This window comes from Pseudoalteromonas sp. MBR-15 (assembly GCF_053628915.1).
The window spans coordinates 122262-138260 of record NZ_JBRJHH010000005.1 but is presented as its reverse complement, the minus strand read 5'-3'; the positions used below and the strand labels follow the sequence as shown (position 1 = coordinate 138260).

The following is a 15999-nucleotide window of genomic DNA, read 5'->3' as shown; positions in this document are numbered from 1 at the left end:
CCTTAATCAAGTGAAGTAAAAGTGAGTGTTAAGCTTGCTGTATCGTTTACAGAGACCTTTAAAAAGTCATATCCGTGCATTTTATCTGTGTTCCACTGACTGTTTTGCAGTGCAACGCTTTTTTGCCATGAAATCATCGCAATATCATCAAAGCGAGTCATGGCCTCTCCCTTATTAGGAGCATAGTGCCTAAATTGTAGTTTTACACCCCGAGGTGGTTGTTTTTTTTGGCCTAATGTAAATTCATCAGATGGTAATGTGAAATCGTGACTAAAGGATTGCCATGCTTTGTCACCACCTTCACTAATTAAGACCTGATTTTGTGAAAAAGCCAGATCATCTACCTCTGTGGTATAGGTGAGTAAGCTTTCTATCTTGCCGCCGTTTTCAGATTGAATGTAACCAAATAAAGAAAACTGCTTGCTAAGCATTGGTTGAAAATTTTCATCAGTTAGCTCCATCACACGCATTGTGTGTCTAAAGGGAATAATTGAGGGGGTATTATCAAATTCATCGCGTGTTGAGCATAAAGCTTGAATGCCATTGTGCGGGTTTTCAGTGCAGGGTAAAACGCTATTACTGCTATGATCCCAGCGGCTAATTTCAAATGCATCGCTGTCGTTATCCCAATCTTCAAAGTCCCCAAAGACCATTAAATCTCGCCCAAAAGTAAGCTCATTTAAAGTGCCATTGGTGACTTCTATTGCCGATAGATAGGCGGCAGAAGAGGGAGCATACTCACGTAAATCAAGGATAGGAGTCTGTGAATTTACTTCAACGCTGACTTTGTGATTGCGTTTGGTTGCGTGTGCTTTTTTAAAGTACACCTCAGCATAATTATCGCGGGGGATAAGCGTAATATTATCGTCTGAAAATTCGGCTAGGCGCCTTAATAAATAGTGACTTAAAAAGCCCGTTGTGAAACGTGGTTTGTAATCTTCAATAAAGATAGGGTAGGCAAATGCACGCTGAACGGTTTGAGTTTGTGAGTCTAGTTCGACCATCACCGTTACCCCTAATAAGGTATCGAGGCGAGCTTGATCAAACACGAGGTTACCTAACCCTAAAATGGCAGGCACATTATTATATACCGCAAAACCTTGTGCTACATGAGGGTGGTGAGCAATGAGTAAGTCGGTATTTTGCGTTGATAAATCAACTAAGCGACTTGCAATAAAGCGCGAAGGAGAATAGGTGTATTCGTCGCCACCATGCATTTGCGCAATAACAAAATTACTTGGGTGTATTTTCTCAAGCGTTTCTTGCACATATTCTGCATTTGTTAAATCTGCAGCACCGCCTTTCATTGCATCGGTGACGTAAGTAAATTCGTGCTCTTTTCCGGTAATTGATGTAGCAGCAAAGAGTACTAAATTGAATGTGTCGAGCTGTGCTGTAATAGGGCTGAATGCAGCAAATTCATCAAGACCTGCACCACTATACAGCAGCCCTGTGTTTGATATTTCAAGTAGTGTGTCTTCTAAACCTGTTTGTAAATAATCGTAGATATGATTATTACCAAGTCCCACGTAATCAATCCCAATTTCTGTTAAGCCTTGTAACGAATCAGGTAACGAAAAAAAGCTAAATTCTTTGGTCGGATGAACGACAGCAGGGTTACTGGTAATCGGTGACTCTAAATTGACTGAAGCAAAATCTGCGTATTTAAACAGGGGAGCAACATCTTTAGTAATTGCGATGCTATCTGCTGCGGCTGTCGCTGGACGAATGAGTGCGTCACTCACATTGGGGATTGTGGTGCCCATTGTTGCGAGACTCGGGTCTAAGTAACGACGTCCAAACATTGAATCACCCCCAAATACCAGGCTTTTACTCGTTGCAGGTTTGGCGTGGAGTTTGATTTGTGTGGTTGTCGAGTTTGGGTGATTTACAAGAATACCTACTTTGGTAAAGTAACCATTCTGTTGAATTGTAATGGCATGATTACCGTAACCCAGCTTATCAATAAATACCTGACCATTATTGTCAGTCGTATATTGTTGCTCTGCAATAGTCAGAGGAATGTTACTTAAGGGAGTTAAGTCGTCATTAACGACAGTCAGCGAAACACTAGCATGGCCTGTTAAAAGTGATTCACGTGCGTCGATCACATCTTGCTTTTGTTGTTGAGGTTTATCCTCATTTGGATCTTTTACTTTGCATGCCACTAAACCAAGACAAACAAACAAAAGCAAAAAATTCACGACTACTTTAAACAAATGATCCTCGTTTTTACTTTATTTACATTTCTTTAGGGCAATATTTACTGCGGACGCATTCTATCGACGTTAACAGATTGGAACAACCAAACATTGACTCTGAAAATTCAGATATTGTCCTCATAAATGCAACATGCCATCTACTTTTACACCCAAAATTGTAATTTTAGTACTTTGTTTGTGCACCGAGTGTTAAGTGTAGTTTAAATTTAATACTTCGCAGATTTTTACTTTTAATTTTATACAACTAGCGCTGTGAAGAAAGGAATAAAAAGACAATAAAAAAGGCCTTTGCGGCCTTTTTGTGCGTATGGGCTTTCACAAAATGAAAGTTAGAATTTGTATTTAACACCTAGCATAGTAACAACTGGATCGATTTCTACCGTTGATGTGAGTGCTTTTGCGCCATCTGCATACACGGTAGCATCAGTATCGATATCGATTAATGCAACCATACCGTGTAGACCCCAGTTTTCATTCATCATGTAGTTGAAACCAGCTTGTGCTGCAAAACCAAATGAATCATCTAATTTTACTTCTACATCGTTCGTACCCAGCGTTGCTTTTAACGCTGCTGAAGCCTGCTCATCAAAGAACGTTGTATAGTTGATACCGACACCCACAAATGGACGGAATTTGTAAGTTGAATCTAAAAAGTGATATTGCGCGATCAACGACGGTGGTAATTGTTTAATGTCAGCAATCTTGTTGCCTGCTAAGCCACCCGTGCCTTGAACATCATGACTAAATGGGGTTGCTGCAACTAACTCAAGTACCCAATTATCATTAAATGCGTAATCGATAGTGATACCCACTTGTGTATTGTCATCACCACGTAAACCTAAAGTAGGTGCTTCGTTGATTTTTGAACTGTCGTTATCAGGGTTAACATTAATCGCACCGACGTTGACGCTTAAGTTAGCGTTTGCAACAGGAGAGAGTGCTAATAATGAAGTCAGTAATGCAATGCTTAATTTAGTTTTCATGCTGTTCTCCACGAACTACTTGTCTTGTTTAGTTGAGGCTATTATTACCGAGTCGACACAGCTAAAACCTGTTCTAGATCAAAGTTTCAAAAATGTTTGAACGAAGTGAAGCTTTTTTTTGATTTAGATTAAGTTTTTAACCAAGAACAGAAAAAAAGTAATTGACTCTTATCGGTTTTTTGAATCTCTAGAGTCGCTCTTTTTTGTTGTTTATTTGTATTTAGTACACCTTAATCATTACTAAAAAAGGCCTGCAATTGTGCCCTTCCTTGGCAGAGAGGGGCATTATTCATCATGGTTTTCGCAACAGTAACGTGCTGTGCAAAGCAGGCTTATTAATGAATGCAAATGACGATAATGCATGGCGAACAGTCATTACTTTCACTTTCACATTGCGGTAATAAAAGCGCGCTGTAATACCCTTACTTATCTCAGTGGCTAGGGTTATTATGAAATGCGTACTAAATTCACACGTTGAGCAACATTTATCTGCCTATGATGAGGTGGTTGATGTTTTACAAACCTTAATTCGATTTAAATCTGTCACACCCGCACAAGCAGGAGCGATTGATTGGTTAGCAAAAAAATTAACCACGGTTGGTTTTGAGTGTGATGTGTTTAGCGATAATCAAGTAACGAATCTAATCGCTAAAGTCTCATTTGGTGATGGACCCGTAGTGGCTTTCTCAGGGCATATTGATGTTGTTCCTGCTGCACAGGGGGATTGGAAAGTTGATGCGTTTTCGGGTGACATTGTTGATGGCGCTGTGTATGGACGCGGCGCCGCAGATATGAAAGGCGGTGTAGCTGCCATGTTATGTGCAACACAGGCGCTGCTGCAGCAACGCAAAAATGTGCGAGGAACCTTTTATTGGTTGATCACCTCAGATGAAGAAGGCGAAGCCGAGTATGGTTCTCTTTTAATTGCACAGAAACTGGCTCAACAAGGCGTCATACTGGATGGGTGCCTCGTGGGTGAGCCAACCAGTCATTTGCATGTTGGTGATACGATTAAAAATGGTCGCCGCGGAGCGCTCTCTGCACGTTTATTTATAAAAGGGAAAGCGGGGCATGTTGCTTATCCTGAGAACACCGTGAATGCGGCACATATTAGCGCAGAGGTCGTAAAGCGACTCATCGCCATTAACTGGTTTAAAGATGAACCAAGCTCAGAAACGACATTACAAGTAACCGGTATTAATATTGCCAATGTGGTCGATAATCTTGTGCCTGCACAGTGTGAATTAACGTTTAATGTACGTTACAGCCATGGCTATAAAAGTACCGATATAAAAAATGAAATTCAGGCTGCCTTGGCTGATCTTTCGCAGCACCTACAGGTGCAGTGGGAGCGCCCATGCGAGTCTTATTACACACCCCATAAATCAGGCGGCTGTTTGCTCAAACAGGTTGAGCAGGCGATACATCAAGTAACAGGCACATTTCCAGTCTTAAGCACTCATGGTGGTACATCAGATGGCCGTTTTTTTGCGAGTGAGCATACGCAAGTAATTGAATGTGGTGTGCGAAACCACACTATTCATCAGGTGAATGAACATGTTCCTGTGGCCGACTTACTACTCATTGAAAAAATTTACAGCGAGCTGTTGGTTAATATCTTTAGCAATGTTAACACCTAAAAAGCATAGATAATCGGCCGATTGGCCGATATCCACTGTGTGTTTTAGCGAGACTCGCCCAAATAGCGTTTAGCTTTACTGGCCTTTACTTTATTAAGATCAACCAGTACAAGACCATCGATACAATTATTAAACTCAGGATCGATACTAAAGCTGAGAAATTGTACGCCACCGGGTTCGCATAATTCGGTATATTGTTTAAACAAAGTGGGGACTTGGGCGCCAATATTAGCCAGAATATGCTTCAGCTCTACAAAATCCTCTTTAATATTATTCCCTGAAAATAACTGAGTACATTGTTCACGCTGTTGTTCAGTATGACGAAATTCATTGTTGGGTATCGCTAATGTTCGCTGCGCACCGTAATAATGCTGATAGTAATGAACGAGTAAAGATTTTGCTTGTTCAGGTAAGGCATTTGATACACTAACAGCACCAAATAAATAGCGATATTGCGGGTACCTATTTACAAATGCGCCAATACCAAACCATAAGTAATCGAGGCTTTTTCTGCCCCAATATTTGGGTTGTACAAAACTGCGACCCAGCTCAATACCTTGTTCGAAATATGGCGCCATTTCGTCGCTGTAACTAAATAAGCTATCGGTATACAGTCCCTTTTGGCCATGTTTTTCTATAATATCTTTTGCACACGCAAGACGATATGCACCAACTAGTTCCAGTTGTTTTGCATCCCACAGTACGAGGTGCTGATAATCCATATCGTATTTATCAATATCACGTCGCTTACCACTGCCTTCACCGACAGCACGAAAGGCTATTTCGCGTAAACGACCGAGTTCACGAAAAATCGGAGAGCTACCGCTATATTGATAAAGATAAATTTTCATTCCGTCTGATGTTTCACCGAGCAGTTCGCACTGTTCAATGGCTTTCTTTAAATCCTTAGTGGCCTCTGGGCTTGCGATTGGCGTTTGTGTTTTTAAAGGTAGTGGCTTTTTAGTGATCAGGCGATAAAGCTGCTTTCTGATCAATTGCGCAATTTCTTTATCTTTTAAATTCTCAATTAAATATGACTCAGGCGGTATTGATGCACCAATTTCAAACTCTAACGATTTTTGTCGTTGTTTAAACATTTCTTTGACCAATAACAAGCTTGCTAATGGTTTGTAGATCATCGAAGTGCCATAAAATAGTGGGCTGTTTTTGGCTTTAATATAAATTGGCAAGATCGGCGCGTTGGCTTTTTTTGCCATGCGTAAAAAGCCGCTGTTCCACTTACAATCTTTGATACCTGTAGGGCTTAGTCGTGACACTTCACCAGCCGGAAATATTAATAATGCGCCTTCTGATTTTAAATGCTGTTGAATATTGGCCAGCTCTTTCTTTTTACTTGTCCCCGATAAGTTGTCGACGGGTAATAACAATGAGTGCATTGGCGTGATTGACATCAGCATGCGGTTAGCAACGACTTTAAGGTCGGGTCTAATGCTGGATAGCACTTTGATTAATGCTAATGCATCGAGCGAGCCAATTGGATGGTTCGCAACAATAACAACATGACCCTCACTGGGGATGTGTTCCATTTGTTTTGGTTTGTAACGTGTATCAAAGTCAAGTTCATCGAGTACTTGCTCAACAAACTCGAGCCCCTGTAAGTGAGGGTAGGCATCGCCAAAGGCAACAAACTCTTGTTCATGTAATAAATAGCCTAGCCCCTTTTTTACCAACCCTTTTACTTTTGGTGAATTTTCTAACTGTGGTAAATTTGCTTCTATTACTTTATCAACACTGATCATACACACCTCAATCTTAAACGCATCTAGCGATATAAGTAGGGTAAAAGCTCGCTGTGACAGTTAAGTTGCAGTTGTGTGACTTTTTAAAGAGCGCTAACGATAAGCGGAGAACAAAATGATTTTACTTGTGGCAATCACTGGCCGAGATTGCAGTCAATTAATTGAACGATTACGTACTTTATTACCCGAAGTGGAAGTACAGTTGTGGTCAGAATGTACAGATTATAGCGCCGTTGAATTTGTATTGGCGTGGAATGCGCCTGCAGACTTATGGGCGAAACTCCCTAATTTAAAAGCTGTGTCGTCGTTTGGTGCAGGCGTAGACAGCATTGACTTAACGGCGATTGCCCCCTCTGTTCCTGTGGTACGTATTGTCGACGAGACCCTTGCCAGCGATATGGCTGAATATGTGTTGACCCATGTATTAGCGCAAAAATTAAGATTGAAAGAATATTTTTTAAAACAATCACAAGGAGCATGGAAACCCAAACGAGCCTATGCACATCAGCATGTGGGTATTTTAGGCTATGGTGAGCTTGGGAAGGCATGTGCCAAACGTTTGGTGGCGAATGGTTTTACGGTAAGTGCATGGTCAAATAGCGAAAAACAAGAACAACAGGTTACTTGTTACCATACAGAAAATGGCTTGAATACAATGCTAAAACAGGTTGACTACTTGGTGTGTTTGTTGCCTCTTAATCAACATACTACAGGCATTATTGATGCTGCATTATTAAGTAAGCTGCAAAATCATGCGGTGCTCATTAATGTTGCCCGTGGTAAGCATATCGTTGACGCCGATTTGCTGGCGGCTTTAGATAACAATTCCTTACGTGGCGCAACGCTTGATGTGTTCGCTGAAGAGCCTTTACCTGAAGGGCACCCATTTTGGTCTCATGATAAAATTACACTCACTCCTCATTGTGCTGCTTTATCGGATATAAACACGGTAACTGAACAAATTGCAGGTAATGTAAAAAGGTTGCTAAATGGGGAAAAGCTAGTAAATCTGGTTGATAGAACAAAAGGTTATTGACATCTAATAAATTATTTTATTAAACAGCTTGTTAACATCTGTAACTTTGCTATGCTGTTGGTGGACAATAAACCAACAATAATAATAAGAGGTGTTATGAAATCTAATCAAGGTGGGGCAAAACTTAGCTTAGTGGTGGTGTCTGTAATCGTATTAGGTATATCTGCATGGTTTAATCAAGCCAATGCTGCAGGTGTTGACGTACCAGAAATTGTACAAAGTCAATCATAACGTTTTAAGAGGTGCTTCGCAAAGTGAGCGTTGCACCTGATTACATCTAAATTATGTTATTAACTTCTCTTAGAATGGCGCTCTCTATTCTCGTGCTTTTTCTCATCTGACTTTTTGATCATTACATAGGTAGCACCGTTGCCGCCATGCTGCTTAAGTGCACTGTGAAACGCAAGTACAGCGGGTATTTCTTGTAGCCACTTATTGGTGTAGCTTTTTAAGATACCTGGTTTTGATTTATTTTTAATACCAATTCCATGGCGAATTAACACCACGCGAATATTGCGCAGATGACAATCATTAATAAAATTGAATAAGGTGCTTCGGGCATGTTGGAGTGCCTGTCCATGCAAATCTAGGGTTGCATCAAGCTGATATTTCGCTAAGCGAAGATTTTTATAAACTTGGGCTTGAACGCCATCTTTCTTGAACGCTAAAACAGCGTGTGGATCAAGTAATTCAACAAACTCACTGCGAAGGTAGTTTTCATCGATTGCGAGATCAGACTCAGCGGCTTTACGTTTTTCTTGTTGTGACAGAGAAGGGCCTTGCTTGGTGGTATCGAGTTTTACAGTATCGTGCTTGAGAGGCTTTACATCTTCCATAGAAGAGAGAAATAAGTCGAAGTCGTTTAATGACATAAGGCACCTCTAAAATATCTTTATACGGAATATATGGTATCTCAGTTCAGTCATATTGTAAGTAAAAAAAAGCCCAAACATAGCGATGTTTGGGCGTAAAGGATGATAGAAGCGTTAAAGTGTTCTATCAAATAATCTTGGGAGAAGATTAACCTTGATTAATATTCAATTGGCCAAAAGTGTAGACCTTGAATAAATAAAATGTGTTGATCAACACTAAGCTCATATTTGAGATCACACTTGATGACATCAGATCTAAACTAAACGATAAAAATAATAAACTACACGCGCTAATAGCAGCAAAACGCAATAAGGTTAACTGATTAATAAAAAAAGCACCTAATCCTAGTGCAAGTAACGTAAAGTTTAAAAGCCAATCTAGCTCGTTTAGCATGGTCGTATCTAATAGTGTCTGTGTTGAAAAAGGAGCGCCATTATGGTGATCTTTTACACAGCTTTCAACCAAGTAATTTTTTATTTTCAGATTAGATTTTTTAATCCATTATTAGCTTTTTCATTGCCGCAAAAAAACCGCTTTGCTCTGTTACACGGTATTTTTGGCAACTCGCAGGGTCGCGTTTATCTTGGCATAAGTAAATCACATTACGGCTAAGGTCTGCGCGGGGTATAAGGGTTGAGTCAAAGAGGTTTGCCCCGAAGCCAAAAACACCTGGCCAATACACGCTTTGAGATACCATCCCTAGTTTTTCATAGGTAATGAGAACGGGCTTGGGCGTAATTAGCATAATTAATACAACAGCGGCAATTGCATACCAGCGACTTGCACTTTTTTTAACCGGTTCGGGGGCGCCAGCCTGCTGCACCGTTTGGGGGGAGACACGTTGCGGGTTTGCAGGTCGTCGTTTTGTTGTCGATGTTGGTTTTTTTCGTGCTGGTGTTTTACCTAACAGCGATTGTTTTTTTATTTTATTAGACATAAAGCTTATCTGGCCTTTTATACATAGCTCTCTATAATGAGATTATAACGAAGTTTTTGATATAATAGTCAAATTCAGATCATATAACACTGATTGTCTTATTGCGTCACAGAGTTACATTCAATTAGTGTGAACCTTTATTGCTTAAGAGGAATAGTATGGATACGCAGCTTTCAATTCTTATCGTTGACGATGTGGGAACAGTTCGTAGCTTTTTAAATCAAACGCTCATGCACTTGGGGATTGATGACGTGCGCGAGGCTTCAACGGCTGCGCAGTGTTTAAGTGAATGTAAAGAGAAAGAGTTTAATATCATTTTTTTAGATATTGAATTGCCAGATGGCGATGGTAAAGAAATTATTTCTCATATCAACGACATTTCACCAGAGGCAAATGTGGTGATGGTGTCAGCCCATTCAACAGTTGAAAATGTGAAAGATGCAATTGATAAAGGCGCTAAAGGGTTTGTTGTTAAGCCATTTACACCGAAGAAAATTGCGGCAATGTTGAAAAAGTTCTACCCAGAGCTGGAAATTGTGTAACGTCAAATTTCAGGCAAAAAAAAACCGGCAAAAGCCGGTTTTTTTATATCTTTCAAAAACAAATTATAGCGCTTTGATTTTAGCTGCTAAACGGCTCTTATGACGAGCTGCTTTGTTTTTGTGGATTAGACCTTTAGTTGCGTAACGGTCTAGGATAGGTGTTGCAACAGCAAATGCTGCTTGTGCAGCTTCTTTGTCGCCCGCTTCAATTGCAGCAACTACTTTTTTGAAGTAAGTGCGCATCATTGAACGACGGCTTGCGTTATGTTGACGATTTTTTTCGCTCGTGATAGCGCGTTTTTTTGCAGACTTGATGTTAGCCAAGGTTTGCTCCTAACAATCTTAAAATAAGCTTAATTTAAAGGCCGTGGAATATGCCTGTTTTTATCATGAATGTCAATGAATTTTTGACAGCTCAAGAAAAACTGCTCCTTATAACGAACATCAATTTGCCGCTTTAGCAGTTAATATCGCCATTGTAACAAAGCGTCGTGTCCGAGCCTAGTGCTTTAGAGATATTTTAGGCATAATCGCCCATCTTAAAGGTTTTTTGATAATAGGTTTAAGGTGGCAAAAGGATTATTTCGTTCCGGGATGATTGTCAGTGCGATGACGATGATTTCGCGTATTTTAGGGTTAGTTCGCGATGCGGTTGTTGCTAACTTGCTGGGTGCAAGTGCGGCAGCTGATGTGTTTTTATTTGCTAATAGAATCCCTAACTTTTTACGACGTCTATTTGCCGAAGGCGCATTTGCACAGGCATTTGTACCCGTATTGTCTGAAATAAAAGAGCAGCAAGGTGACGACAAGGTTAGACTCTTTGTCGCGCAGGCTGCGGGCACTTTGGGCACAATTTTGCTGATCGTCACTTTATTTGGTGTGATTGCCTCGCCAGTGATTGCTGCTTTATTTGGTACTGGCTGGTTTATTGATTGGTGGCAAGGGGGAGAGGATGCCGCTAAGTTCGAATTAGCGAGTGCGTTATTAAAGCTCACGTTTCCGTACTTGTTTTTTGTGAGTCTTGTTGCTCTTAGTGGCGCAGTAATGAATGTGTATAACCGCTTTGCCGTGGCCGCATTTACACCTGTATTATTGAATATTTCAATTATTGCCTGTGCTATTTTTCTGCATGATAAATTTGCAGTAGGTGCTTATGCATTAGCAATAGGGGTGTTCATTGGTGGCTTGGTGCAACTGATTTTTCAGCTGCCATTTTTGTATCGAGCGGGCATGTTGAGCCGACCTAAGTGGGGGTGGCAAGACGAAAATGTCGTGAAAGTACGAAAGTTGATGTTACCGGCCTTGTTTGGTGTATCGATTAGTCAAATTAATTTATTGCTCGATACCATGATTGCCTCAATGCTTATGACAGGCTCCATTGCCTGGCTTTACTATTCAGACAGATTGATAGAGTTCCCCCTTGGGTTATTCGGTATTGGTATTGCAACAGTGATTTTACCGGCACTGTCTAAATTACATAGTACGAAAAGCACACTTGATTTTCAGCATACGCTTGATTGGGGAGTGCGATTTGTTATTTTCTTAGGTTTACCAGCCATGTTTGGTTTAATGGTGATAAGCCCGTTGATCATCACGGTGCTTTTTGACCATGGTGCGTTTCAAGACGGTGAAATTGATCACGTTCAAGCGGTTAGTTATGGCGTGATGGCGTACTCGGTAGGGTTAGTCAGTTTTATGTTAATCAAGGTGTTAGCGCCTGGTTTTTACTCGCGACAAGACACTAAAACCCCCGTGAAAATAGGCATAAAAACTTTGGTTCTAAACATGGTGTTTAACATCATGTTAGCGCCTTTTATTGGTTATTTAGGGTTAGCTTTAGCCACGTCTATGTCGGCCAGCTGTAACGCGTTTTTACTTTATCGGCAGTTACGCAAAGAAGGGGTTTATCAGTTTTCTTCAATGAGCGTCGGTTTTACATTTAAGTGTTTGTTTTCGAGTATTTTGATGGCGACTGCGGTATGGTATGCAGGTCAGCACTTTGCATGGCGAAGCTGGCACTTTAGTGAACAAGTTATGTTGTTGGCAGGGCTGCTTGTGCTGGCTGTATTGGTATACTTTGTTGTGCTCTTTATTTTAGGAATACGACTAAATACGATAAAAAGTGTTGCAACTACTGAATCCAACTAAAAAAAAGATTATAATCGGCGCTTCAAGCCCGATGAACATGTTTTGGGCGTGCTGACAAAGGCAAATAGGTGGCATGGAGTTAATTAGAGGTATTCATAATATTCGCGCACAACACTATGGTTGCGTGTTAACGATTGGGAACTTTGATGGTGTGCATTTAGGCCATGCTGAAGTGATTAAAGGCTTGCTACTTGATGCGCAAAAACATCAGTTACCCAGCACTGTTATGTTATTTGAGCCTCAGCCACAAGAGTTTTTTGCTAAAGATAACGCACCCGCTCGATTGACACGTTTGCGTGATAAGCTTCGATTGTTAGCAGAGCTGGGTGTTGAACGCGTAATTTGTATTAGTTTTAATCAGCAGTTTGCTAACATGGAAGCAGAGCAGTTTGTTAACGAAGTCTTGGTTGATAAGCTCGGCGTGAAAGCGCTCACTGTCGGTGATGATTTTTGTTTTGGAAAACGTCGCAGTGGTGACTTTGCGTTGCTAAAAAATATGGGTGCAGCGCTGAATATAGATGTTAAAAGTACGGCCAGCTTTCGTCGTCTTAATGACAGAGTAAGTAGCACACTAATCCGCCATGCGCTAGCAGCAGGGCAATTAGAAGAGGCTAAAACGATGCTGGGTCATGGGTATGCGATTTCTGGACGTGTTATTCACGGTTGGGCAAAAGGCCGTGAGCTTGGTTTTAGAACGGCAAATATTGCCTTGAAACGTCAAGTATGCCCAGTAAATGGCGTATTTGCGGTGAAAGCGACCGTTGGCAATGAACAGCTGTTTGGGGTTGCAAATATTGGCAACAAACCCACATTTAACGGGACACGCGCATTATTAGAAGTTCACCTTTTTAACTTTGCGCAGGACATTTACGGACAATTTATGCATGTGGAGCTTGTAAAAAAGCTTCGCGATGAGAAAAAATTCGAGACATTAACACAACTGACGGCGCAGATTGCAGATGATGTAACCGCCGCTAAGCAGTGTTTTGGTTTAAATTAGGTAGCCGATACGGAAAGTAGGATTAATGAGCGACTACAAACATACTTTGAATTTACCGGAAACAGCGTTTCCAATGCGCGGCAATTTGGCACAACGTGAACCAACTATGCTTAAAACATGGTATGAAGACGATCTATATGGTCAAATTCGCAGCGCTAAAAAAGGTAAAAAAACCTTCATTTTGCATGACGGCCCTCCGTATGCAAACGGTGACATCCATTTAGGCCACTCTGTAAACAAAATTCTTAAAGACATTATTGTTAAGTCAAAAACCTTGTCTGACTTTGATGCGCCTTATGTGCCTGGTTGGGACTGCCATGGTCTACCTATTGAATTAATGGTTGAAAAGAAAGTTGGCAAGCCTGGCGTTAAAGTGTCAGCGGCTGAGTTTCGTGAAAAATGTCGCGAATATGCTAAAAAGCAAGTTGAAGGTCAAAAAACAGACTTTAAACGCTTAGGGGTATTTGGTGATTGGGACAAGCCTTACCTGACCATGAACTTTGACTTTGAAGCGAATGCAATCCGTGTATTAGGCCGTATTATTAAAAATGGTCATTTACACAAAGGTGCTAAACCGGTTCATTGGTGTACAGATTGTGGTTCAGCGCTTGCTGAAGCAGAAGTTGAGTACCAAGACAAACAATCACCTGCTATCGACGTACGCTTTGAGTTTGCAGATCAAGATGCCGTTATTAACGCATTTGAACTTGCCGATGGTCATCAAGGTACAGGCGCTGTAAGCACTGTTATCTGGACAACTACACCGTGGACACTTCCTGCCAACCGCGCAGTGGCTGTTCATGAAAAGCTTGAGTATGCATTAGTTCAAGTTGATGACGAGGGCGCGCAACAGCGTTTGATCTTAGGCTCTGAACTCGTTAAAGATGCGATGGATCGTTACGGTTTCAATCATTACCATGTACTGGGTTATGTTAAAGGTGCTGCCTTAGAAAACTTACACGTTGCTCACCCTTTTTATGACTTTACAGTGCCTGTGATTGTTGCTGATCACGTAACGACAGATTCGGGTACGGGGGTTGTTCACACTGCACCTGGTCATGGTCAAGAAGATTTCGCGGCTGGTCTTGCATATGGTTTAGAAGTAGCAAACCCGGTGGGTGCAAATGGTGTTTATTTACCTGATACGCCACTGTTTGCAGGTCAACATGTATTTAAAGCCAACGCGAGTGTTATTGATGTATTAACAGAAAATAACGCGCTGTTGCATCATCATGCACTCAATCATAGTTACCCACATTGCTGGCGTCATAAAACGCCAATCATCTTCCGTGCGACACCACAATGGTTTGTAAGCATGGATCAAGCGAACCTTCGTCAAGATTCATTGAATGAAATCAAAAAGACAGAGTGGTTACCTGAGTGGGGTGAAAGCCGCATTGCGAACATGGTTGAAGGCCGACCTGATTGGTGTATTTCACGTCAGCGTACATGGGGTGTACCTATTGCATTGTTCGTTGATAAAGACACAGGGGCGTTACACCCGAATACGCAAGCATTAATCGAAGAAGCGGCTAAGCTAGTTGAAAAATCAGGTATTCAAGCGTGGTACGATTTAGACCCTGCAACATTACTTGGTGATGACGCTGATCAGTACATGAAAGTGCAAGATACTTTAGATGTTTGGTTTGATTCAGGTGTGACTCACGCGTGTGTTGTTGATGCGCGTGAAGACTTGACGGGCCCAGCAGATCTTTACCTTGAAGGGTCTGACCAACATCGTGGTTGGTTTATGTCGTCAATGATGACATCGGTTGCAATTAATGGCCATGCACCTTACAAGCAAGTGTTAACGCACGGCTTCACCGTTGATGAAAACGGCCGTAAGATGTCTAAGTCACTGGGTAACGTTATTTCACCACAAAATGTGATGAACAAACTAGGTGCTGATATTTTACGCCTATGGGTTGCATCAACAGACTTTACTGCAGAGATGACGGTTTCGGATGAAATCTTCAAGCGCTCGGCAGATCGTTACCGTCGTATCCGTAACACGAGCCGTTACTTACTTGCTAACTTAAATGGTTTTGATCCAAAAACAGATCACGTTGCTATCGACGATATGGTTGAACTAGACCGCTGGATTGTTGGTCGTGCTGCCGAGTTACAAGATGAAATTTTAGCTGCTTACGACAAGTACCAAATGTTACTTGTAACGCAAAAATTAATGAATTTCTGTACGGGTGAGCTTGGTTCATTCTACTTAGATGTAATCAAAGACCGTCAATACACAGCGAAAAGCGATAGCCATGCACGCCGCTCATGTCAAACAGCGCTTTATCACATTGCAGAAGCAATGACGCGTTGGATGGCACCAATCTTAAGCTTCACTGCACAAGAGATTTGGGAAGCATTACCGGGCGAACGTGATAAATTTGTATTCACATCAGTGTGGTACGATGGGCTTAAAGCCTCTACGCAAGGTAAGTTCAGTAACGATGATTGGCTCACAATTCTGAATGTACGTGATGAAGTGAACCGCGTATTAGAAGCGGCGCGTAAAGAAGACATCATTGGTGCGACTTTACAAGCAAATGTCAGTATTTATGCAACTGAAGCGTTAAGTTCAAAACTTGCCGCATTAGGTGATGAATTACGCTTTGTATTATTAACTTCTGGTGTCACTGTTGAAACGGTTACTGAACAACCACAAGGTAGCCAAGCAACTGAAATTGATGGCTTGTTCATCAACGTTACAGCAACAACGGCAGAAAAATGTGAACGTTGTTGGCATTACTGTGATGATGTAGGTGCTGAGCCTGCTCATCCTGAAATCTGTGGCCGTTGTGTTAGTAATGTTGATGGCGACGGTGAACAACGTCAGTTCGCATAGGAGTTGT

At 41.4% G+C, this 15999-nt stretch carries 14 protein-coding genes; 7 read left to right on the top strand and 7 right to left on the bottom strand.

The window, feature by feature from the left end; all coding sequences use genetic code 11:
• Positions 1 to 2: 2 nt before the first annotated feature.
• Together ACSSVW_RS08820 and ACSSVW_RS08815 are read right to left on the bottom strand one after the other, a co-directional pair.
• Entirely contained in the window at positions 3 to 2204 is a 2202-nt protein-coding gene (locus ACSSVW_RS08820; RefSeq protein WP_454179159.1) for a CapA family protein, read from the bottom strand.
• Between the two features lie 347 nt (positions 2205 to 2551).
• Positions 2552 to 3205: an OmpW/AlkL family protein gene (locus tag ACSSVW_RS08815; RefSeq protein WP_075593739.1), complete on the bottom strand. Its 654-nt coding sequence runs from the start codon at positions 3203 to 3205 to the stop codon at positions 2552 to 2554.
• A 449-nt stretch (positions 3206 to 3654) separates the two neighbouring features.
• Between ACSSVW_RS08815 and dapE the strand changes: the two genes are divergently transcribed.
• Positions 3655 to 4845: a succinyl-diaminopimelate desuccinylase gene (gene dapE / locus ACSSVW_RS08810; protein WP_454179158.1), complete on the top strand. Its 1191-nt coding sequence runs from the start codon at positions 3655 to 3657 to the stop codon at positions 4843 to 4845.
• Positions 4846 to 4889: 44 nt separating this feature from the next.
• On the opposite strand, the gene ACSSVW_RS08805 is transcribed toward dapE, so the two are convergent.
• Positions 4890 to 6605 (bottom strand): GNAT family N-acyltransferase, encoded by a 1716-nt coding sequence (locus ACSSVW_RS08805; RefSeq protein WP_454179157.1) that lies wholly within the window; start codon positions 6603 to 6605, stop codon positions 4890 to 4892.
• 115 nt (positions 6606 to 6720) lie between these two features.
• Between ACSSVW_RS08805 and ACSSVW_RS08800 the strand changes: the two genes are divergently transcribed.
• Positions 6721 to 7641 carry a 2-hydroxyacid dehydrogenase gene (locus ACSSVW_RS08800; RefSeq protein ID WP_454179156.1) on the top strand — a complete coding sequence of 307 codons (921 nt, stop codon included), beginning with the start codon at positions 6721 to 6723 and terminating at the stop codon, positions 7639 to 7641.
• A 96-nt stretch (positions 7642 to 7737) separates the two neighbouring features.
• Positions 7738 to 7872: a hypothetical protein gene (locus ACSSVW_RS08795; RefSeq protein WP_036967016.1), complete on the top strand. Its 135-nt coding sequence runs from the start codon at positions 7738 to 7740 to the stop codon at positions 7870 to 7872.
• 59 nt (positions 7873 to 7931) lie between these two features.
• On the opposite strand, the gene smrA is transcribed toward ACSSVW_RS08795, so the two are convergent.
• The 3 genes from smrA to ACSSVW_RS08780 form a co-directional block, all read right to left on the bottom strand.
• Positions 7932 to 8513, bottom strand: a complete 582-nt coding sequence (smrA, locus tag ACSSVW_RS08790; RefSeq protein WP_036967020.1) for a DNA endonuclease SmrA — start codon at positions 8511 to 8513, stop codon at positions 7932 to 7934.
• A gap of 148 nt (positions 8514 to 8661) precedes the next feature.
• Entirely contained in the window at positions 8662 to 8907 is a 246-nt protein-coding gene (locus ACSSVW_RS08785) for a hypothetical protein (protein ID WP_036969134.1), read from the bottom strand.
• A gap of 100 nt (positions 8908 to 9007) precedes the next feature.
• Positions 9008 to 9451, bottom strand: coding sequence for a hypothetical protein (locus ACSSVW_RS08780; protein ID WP_421418566.1), 444 nt, complete (start codon positions 9449 to 9451; stop codon positions 9008 to 9010).
• A gap of 158 nt (positions 9452 to 9609) precedes the next feature.
• Here ACSSVW_RS08780 and ACSSVW_RS08775 point away from each other — a divergent pair, with 158 nt between their 5' ends.
• The gene (locus tag ACSSVW_RS08775) at positions 9610 to 9993 is read left to right on the top strand and encodes a response regulator (protein ID WP_036967027.1); all 384 of its coding nucleotides are present in this window, start codon (positions 9610 to 9612) and stop codon (positions 9991 to 9993) included.
• A 63-nt stretch (positions 9994 to 10056) separates the two neighbouring features.
• Here the strand turns inward: ACSSVW_RS08775 and rpsT are convergent, their stop codons facing one another.
• Positions 10057 to 10317 carry a 30S ribosomal protein S20 gene (gene rpsT / locus ACSSVW_RS08770; protein ID WP_036967030.1) on the bottom strand — a complete coding sequence of 87 codons (261 nt, stop codon included), beginning with the start codon at positions 10315 to 10317 and terminating at the stop codon, positions 10057 to 10059.
• A 285-nt stretch (positions 10318 to 10602) separates the two neighbouring features.
• Here rpsT and murJ point away from each other — a divergent pair, with 285 nt between their 5' ends.
• The 3 genes from murJ (at position 10603) to ileS (ending at position 15992) form a co-directional block, all read left to right on the top strand.
• Positions 10603 to 12141 carry a murein biosynthesis integral membrane protein MurJ gene (murJ, locus tag ACSSVW_RS08765; RefSeq protein WP_371915639.1) on the top strand — a complete coding sequence of 513 codons (1539 nt, stop codon included), beginning with the start codon at positions 10603 to 10605 and terminating at the stop codon, positions 12139 to 12141.
• Between the two features lie 73 nt (positions 12142 to 12214).
• On the top strand, positions 12215 to 13141 hold the full coding sequence (gene ribF, locus ACSSVW_RS08760) for a bifunctional riboflavin kinase/FAD synthetase (protein WP_065978564.1): 927 nt from the start codon (positions 12215 to 12217) through the stop codon (positions 13139 to 13141).
• Between the two features lie 25 nt (positions 13142 to 13166).
• Entirely contained in the window at positions 13167 to 15992 is a 2826-nt protein-coding gene (gene ileS, locus ACSSVW_RS08755; RefSeq protein ID WP_036967036.1) for an isoleucine--tRNA ligase, read from the top strand.
• Positions 15993 to 15999: the final 7 nt, after the last annotated feature.

Excerpts from the sequence above, each read along its gene's own strand:
- murJ (WP_371915639.1), top strand. The coding sequence starts at position 10,603 with ATGACGATGATTTCGCGTATTTTAGGGTTAGTTCGCGATGCGGTTGTT.
- smrA (WP_036967020.1), bottom strand. The coding sequence starts at position 8,513 with ATGTCATTAAACGACTTCGACTTATTTCTCTCTTCTATGGAAGATGTA.
- ACSSVW_RS08775 (WP_036967027.1), top strand. The coding sequence starts at position 9,610 with ATGGATACGCAGCTTTCAATTCTTATCGTTGACGATGTGGGAACAGTT.
- ACSSVW_RS08800 (WP_454179156.1), top strand. The coding sequence starts at position 6,721 with ATGATTTTACTTGTGGCAATCACTGGCCGAGATTGCAGTCAATTAATT.
- dapE (WP_454179158.1), top strand. The coding sequence starts at position 3,655 with ATGAAATGCGTACTAAATTCACACGTTGAGCAACATTTATCTGCCTAT.
- ACSSVW_RS08785 (WP_036969134.1), bottom strand. The coding sequence starts at position 8,907 with ATGCTAAACGAGCTAGATTGGCTTTTAAACTTTACGTTACTTGCACTA.
- ribF (WP_065978564.1), top strand. The coding sequence starts at position 12,215 with ATGGAGTTAATTAGAGGTATTCATAATATTCGCGCACAACACTATGGT.
- ileS (WP_036967036.1), top strand. The coding sequence starts at position 13,167 with ATGAGCGACTACAAACATACTTTGAATTTACCGGAAACAGCGTTTCCA.
- ACSSVW_RS08805 (WP_454179157.1), bottom strand. The coding sequence starts at position 6,605 with ATGATCAGTGTTGATAAAGTAATAGAAGCAAATTTACCACAGTTAGAA.
- ACSSVW_RS08795 (WP_036967016.1), top strand. The coding sequence starts at position 7,738 with ATGAAATCTAATCAAGGTGGGGCAAAACTTAGCTTAGTGGTGGTGTCT.
- ACSSVW_RS08780 (WP_421418566.1), bottom strand. The coding sequence starts at position 9,451 with ATGTCTAATAAAATAAAAAAACAATCGCTGTTAGGTAAAACACCAGCA.
- ACSSVW_RS08815 (WP_075593739.1), bottom strand. The coding sequence starts at position 3,205 with ATGAAAACTAAATTAAGCATTGCATTACTGACTTCATTATTAGCACTC.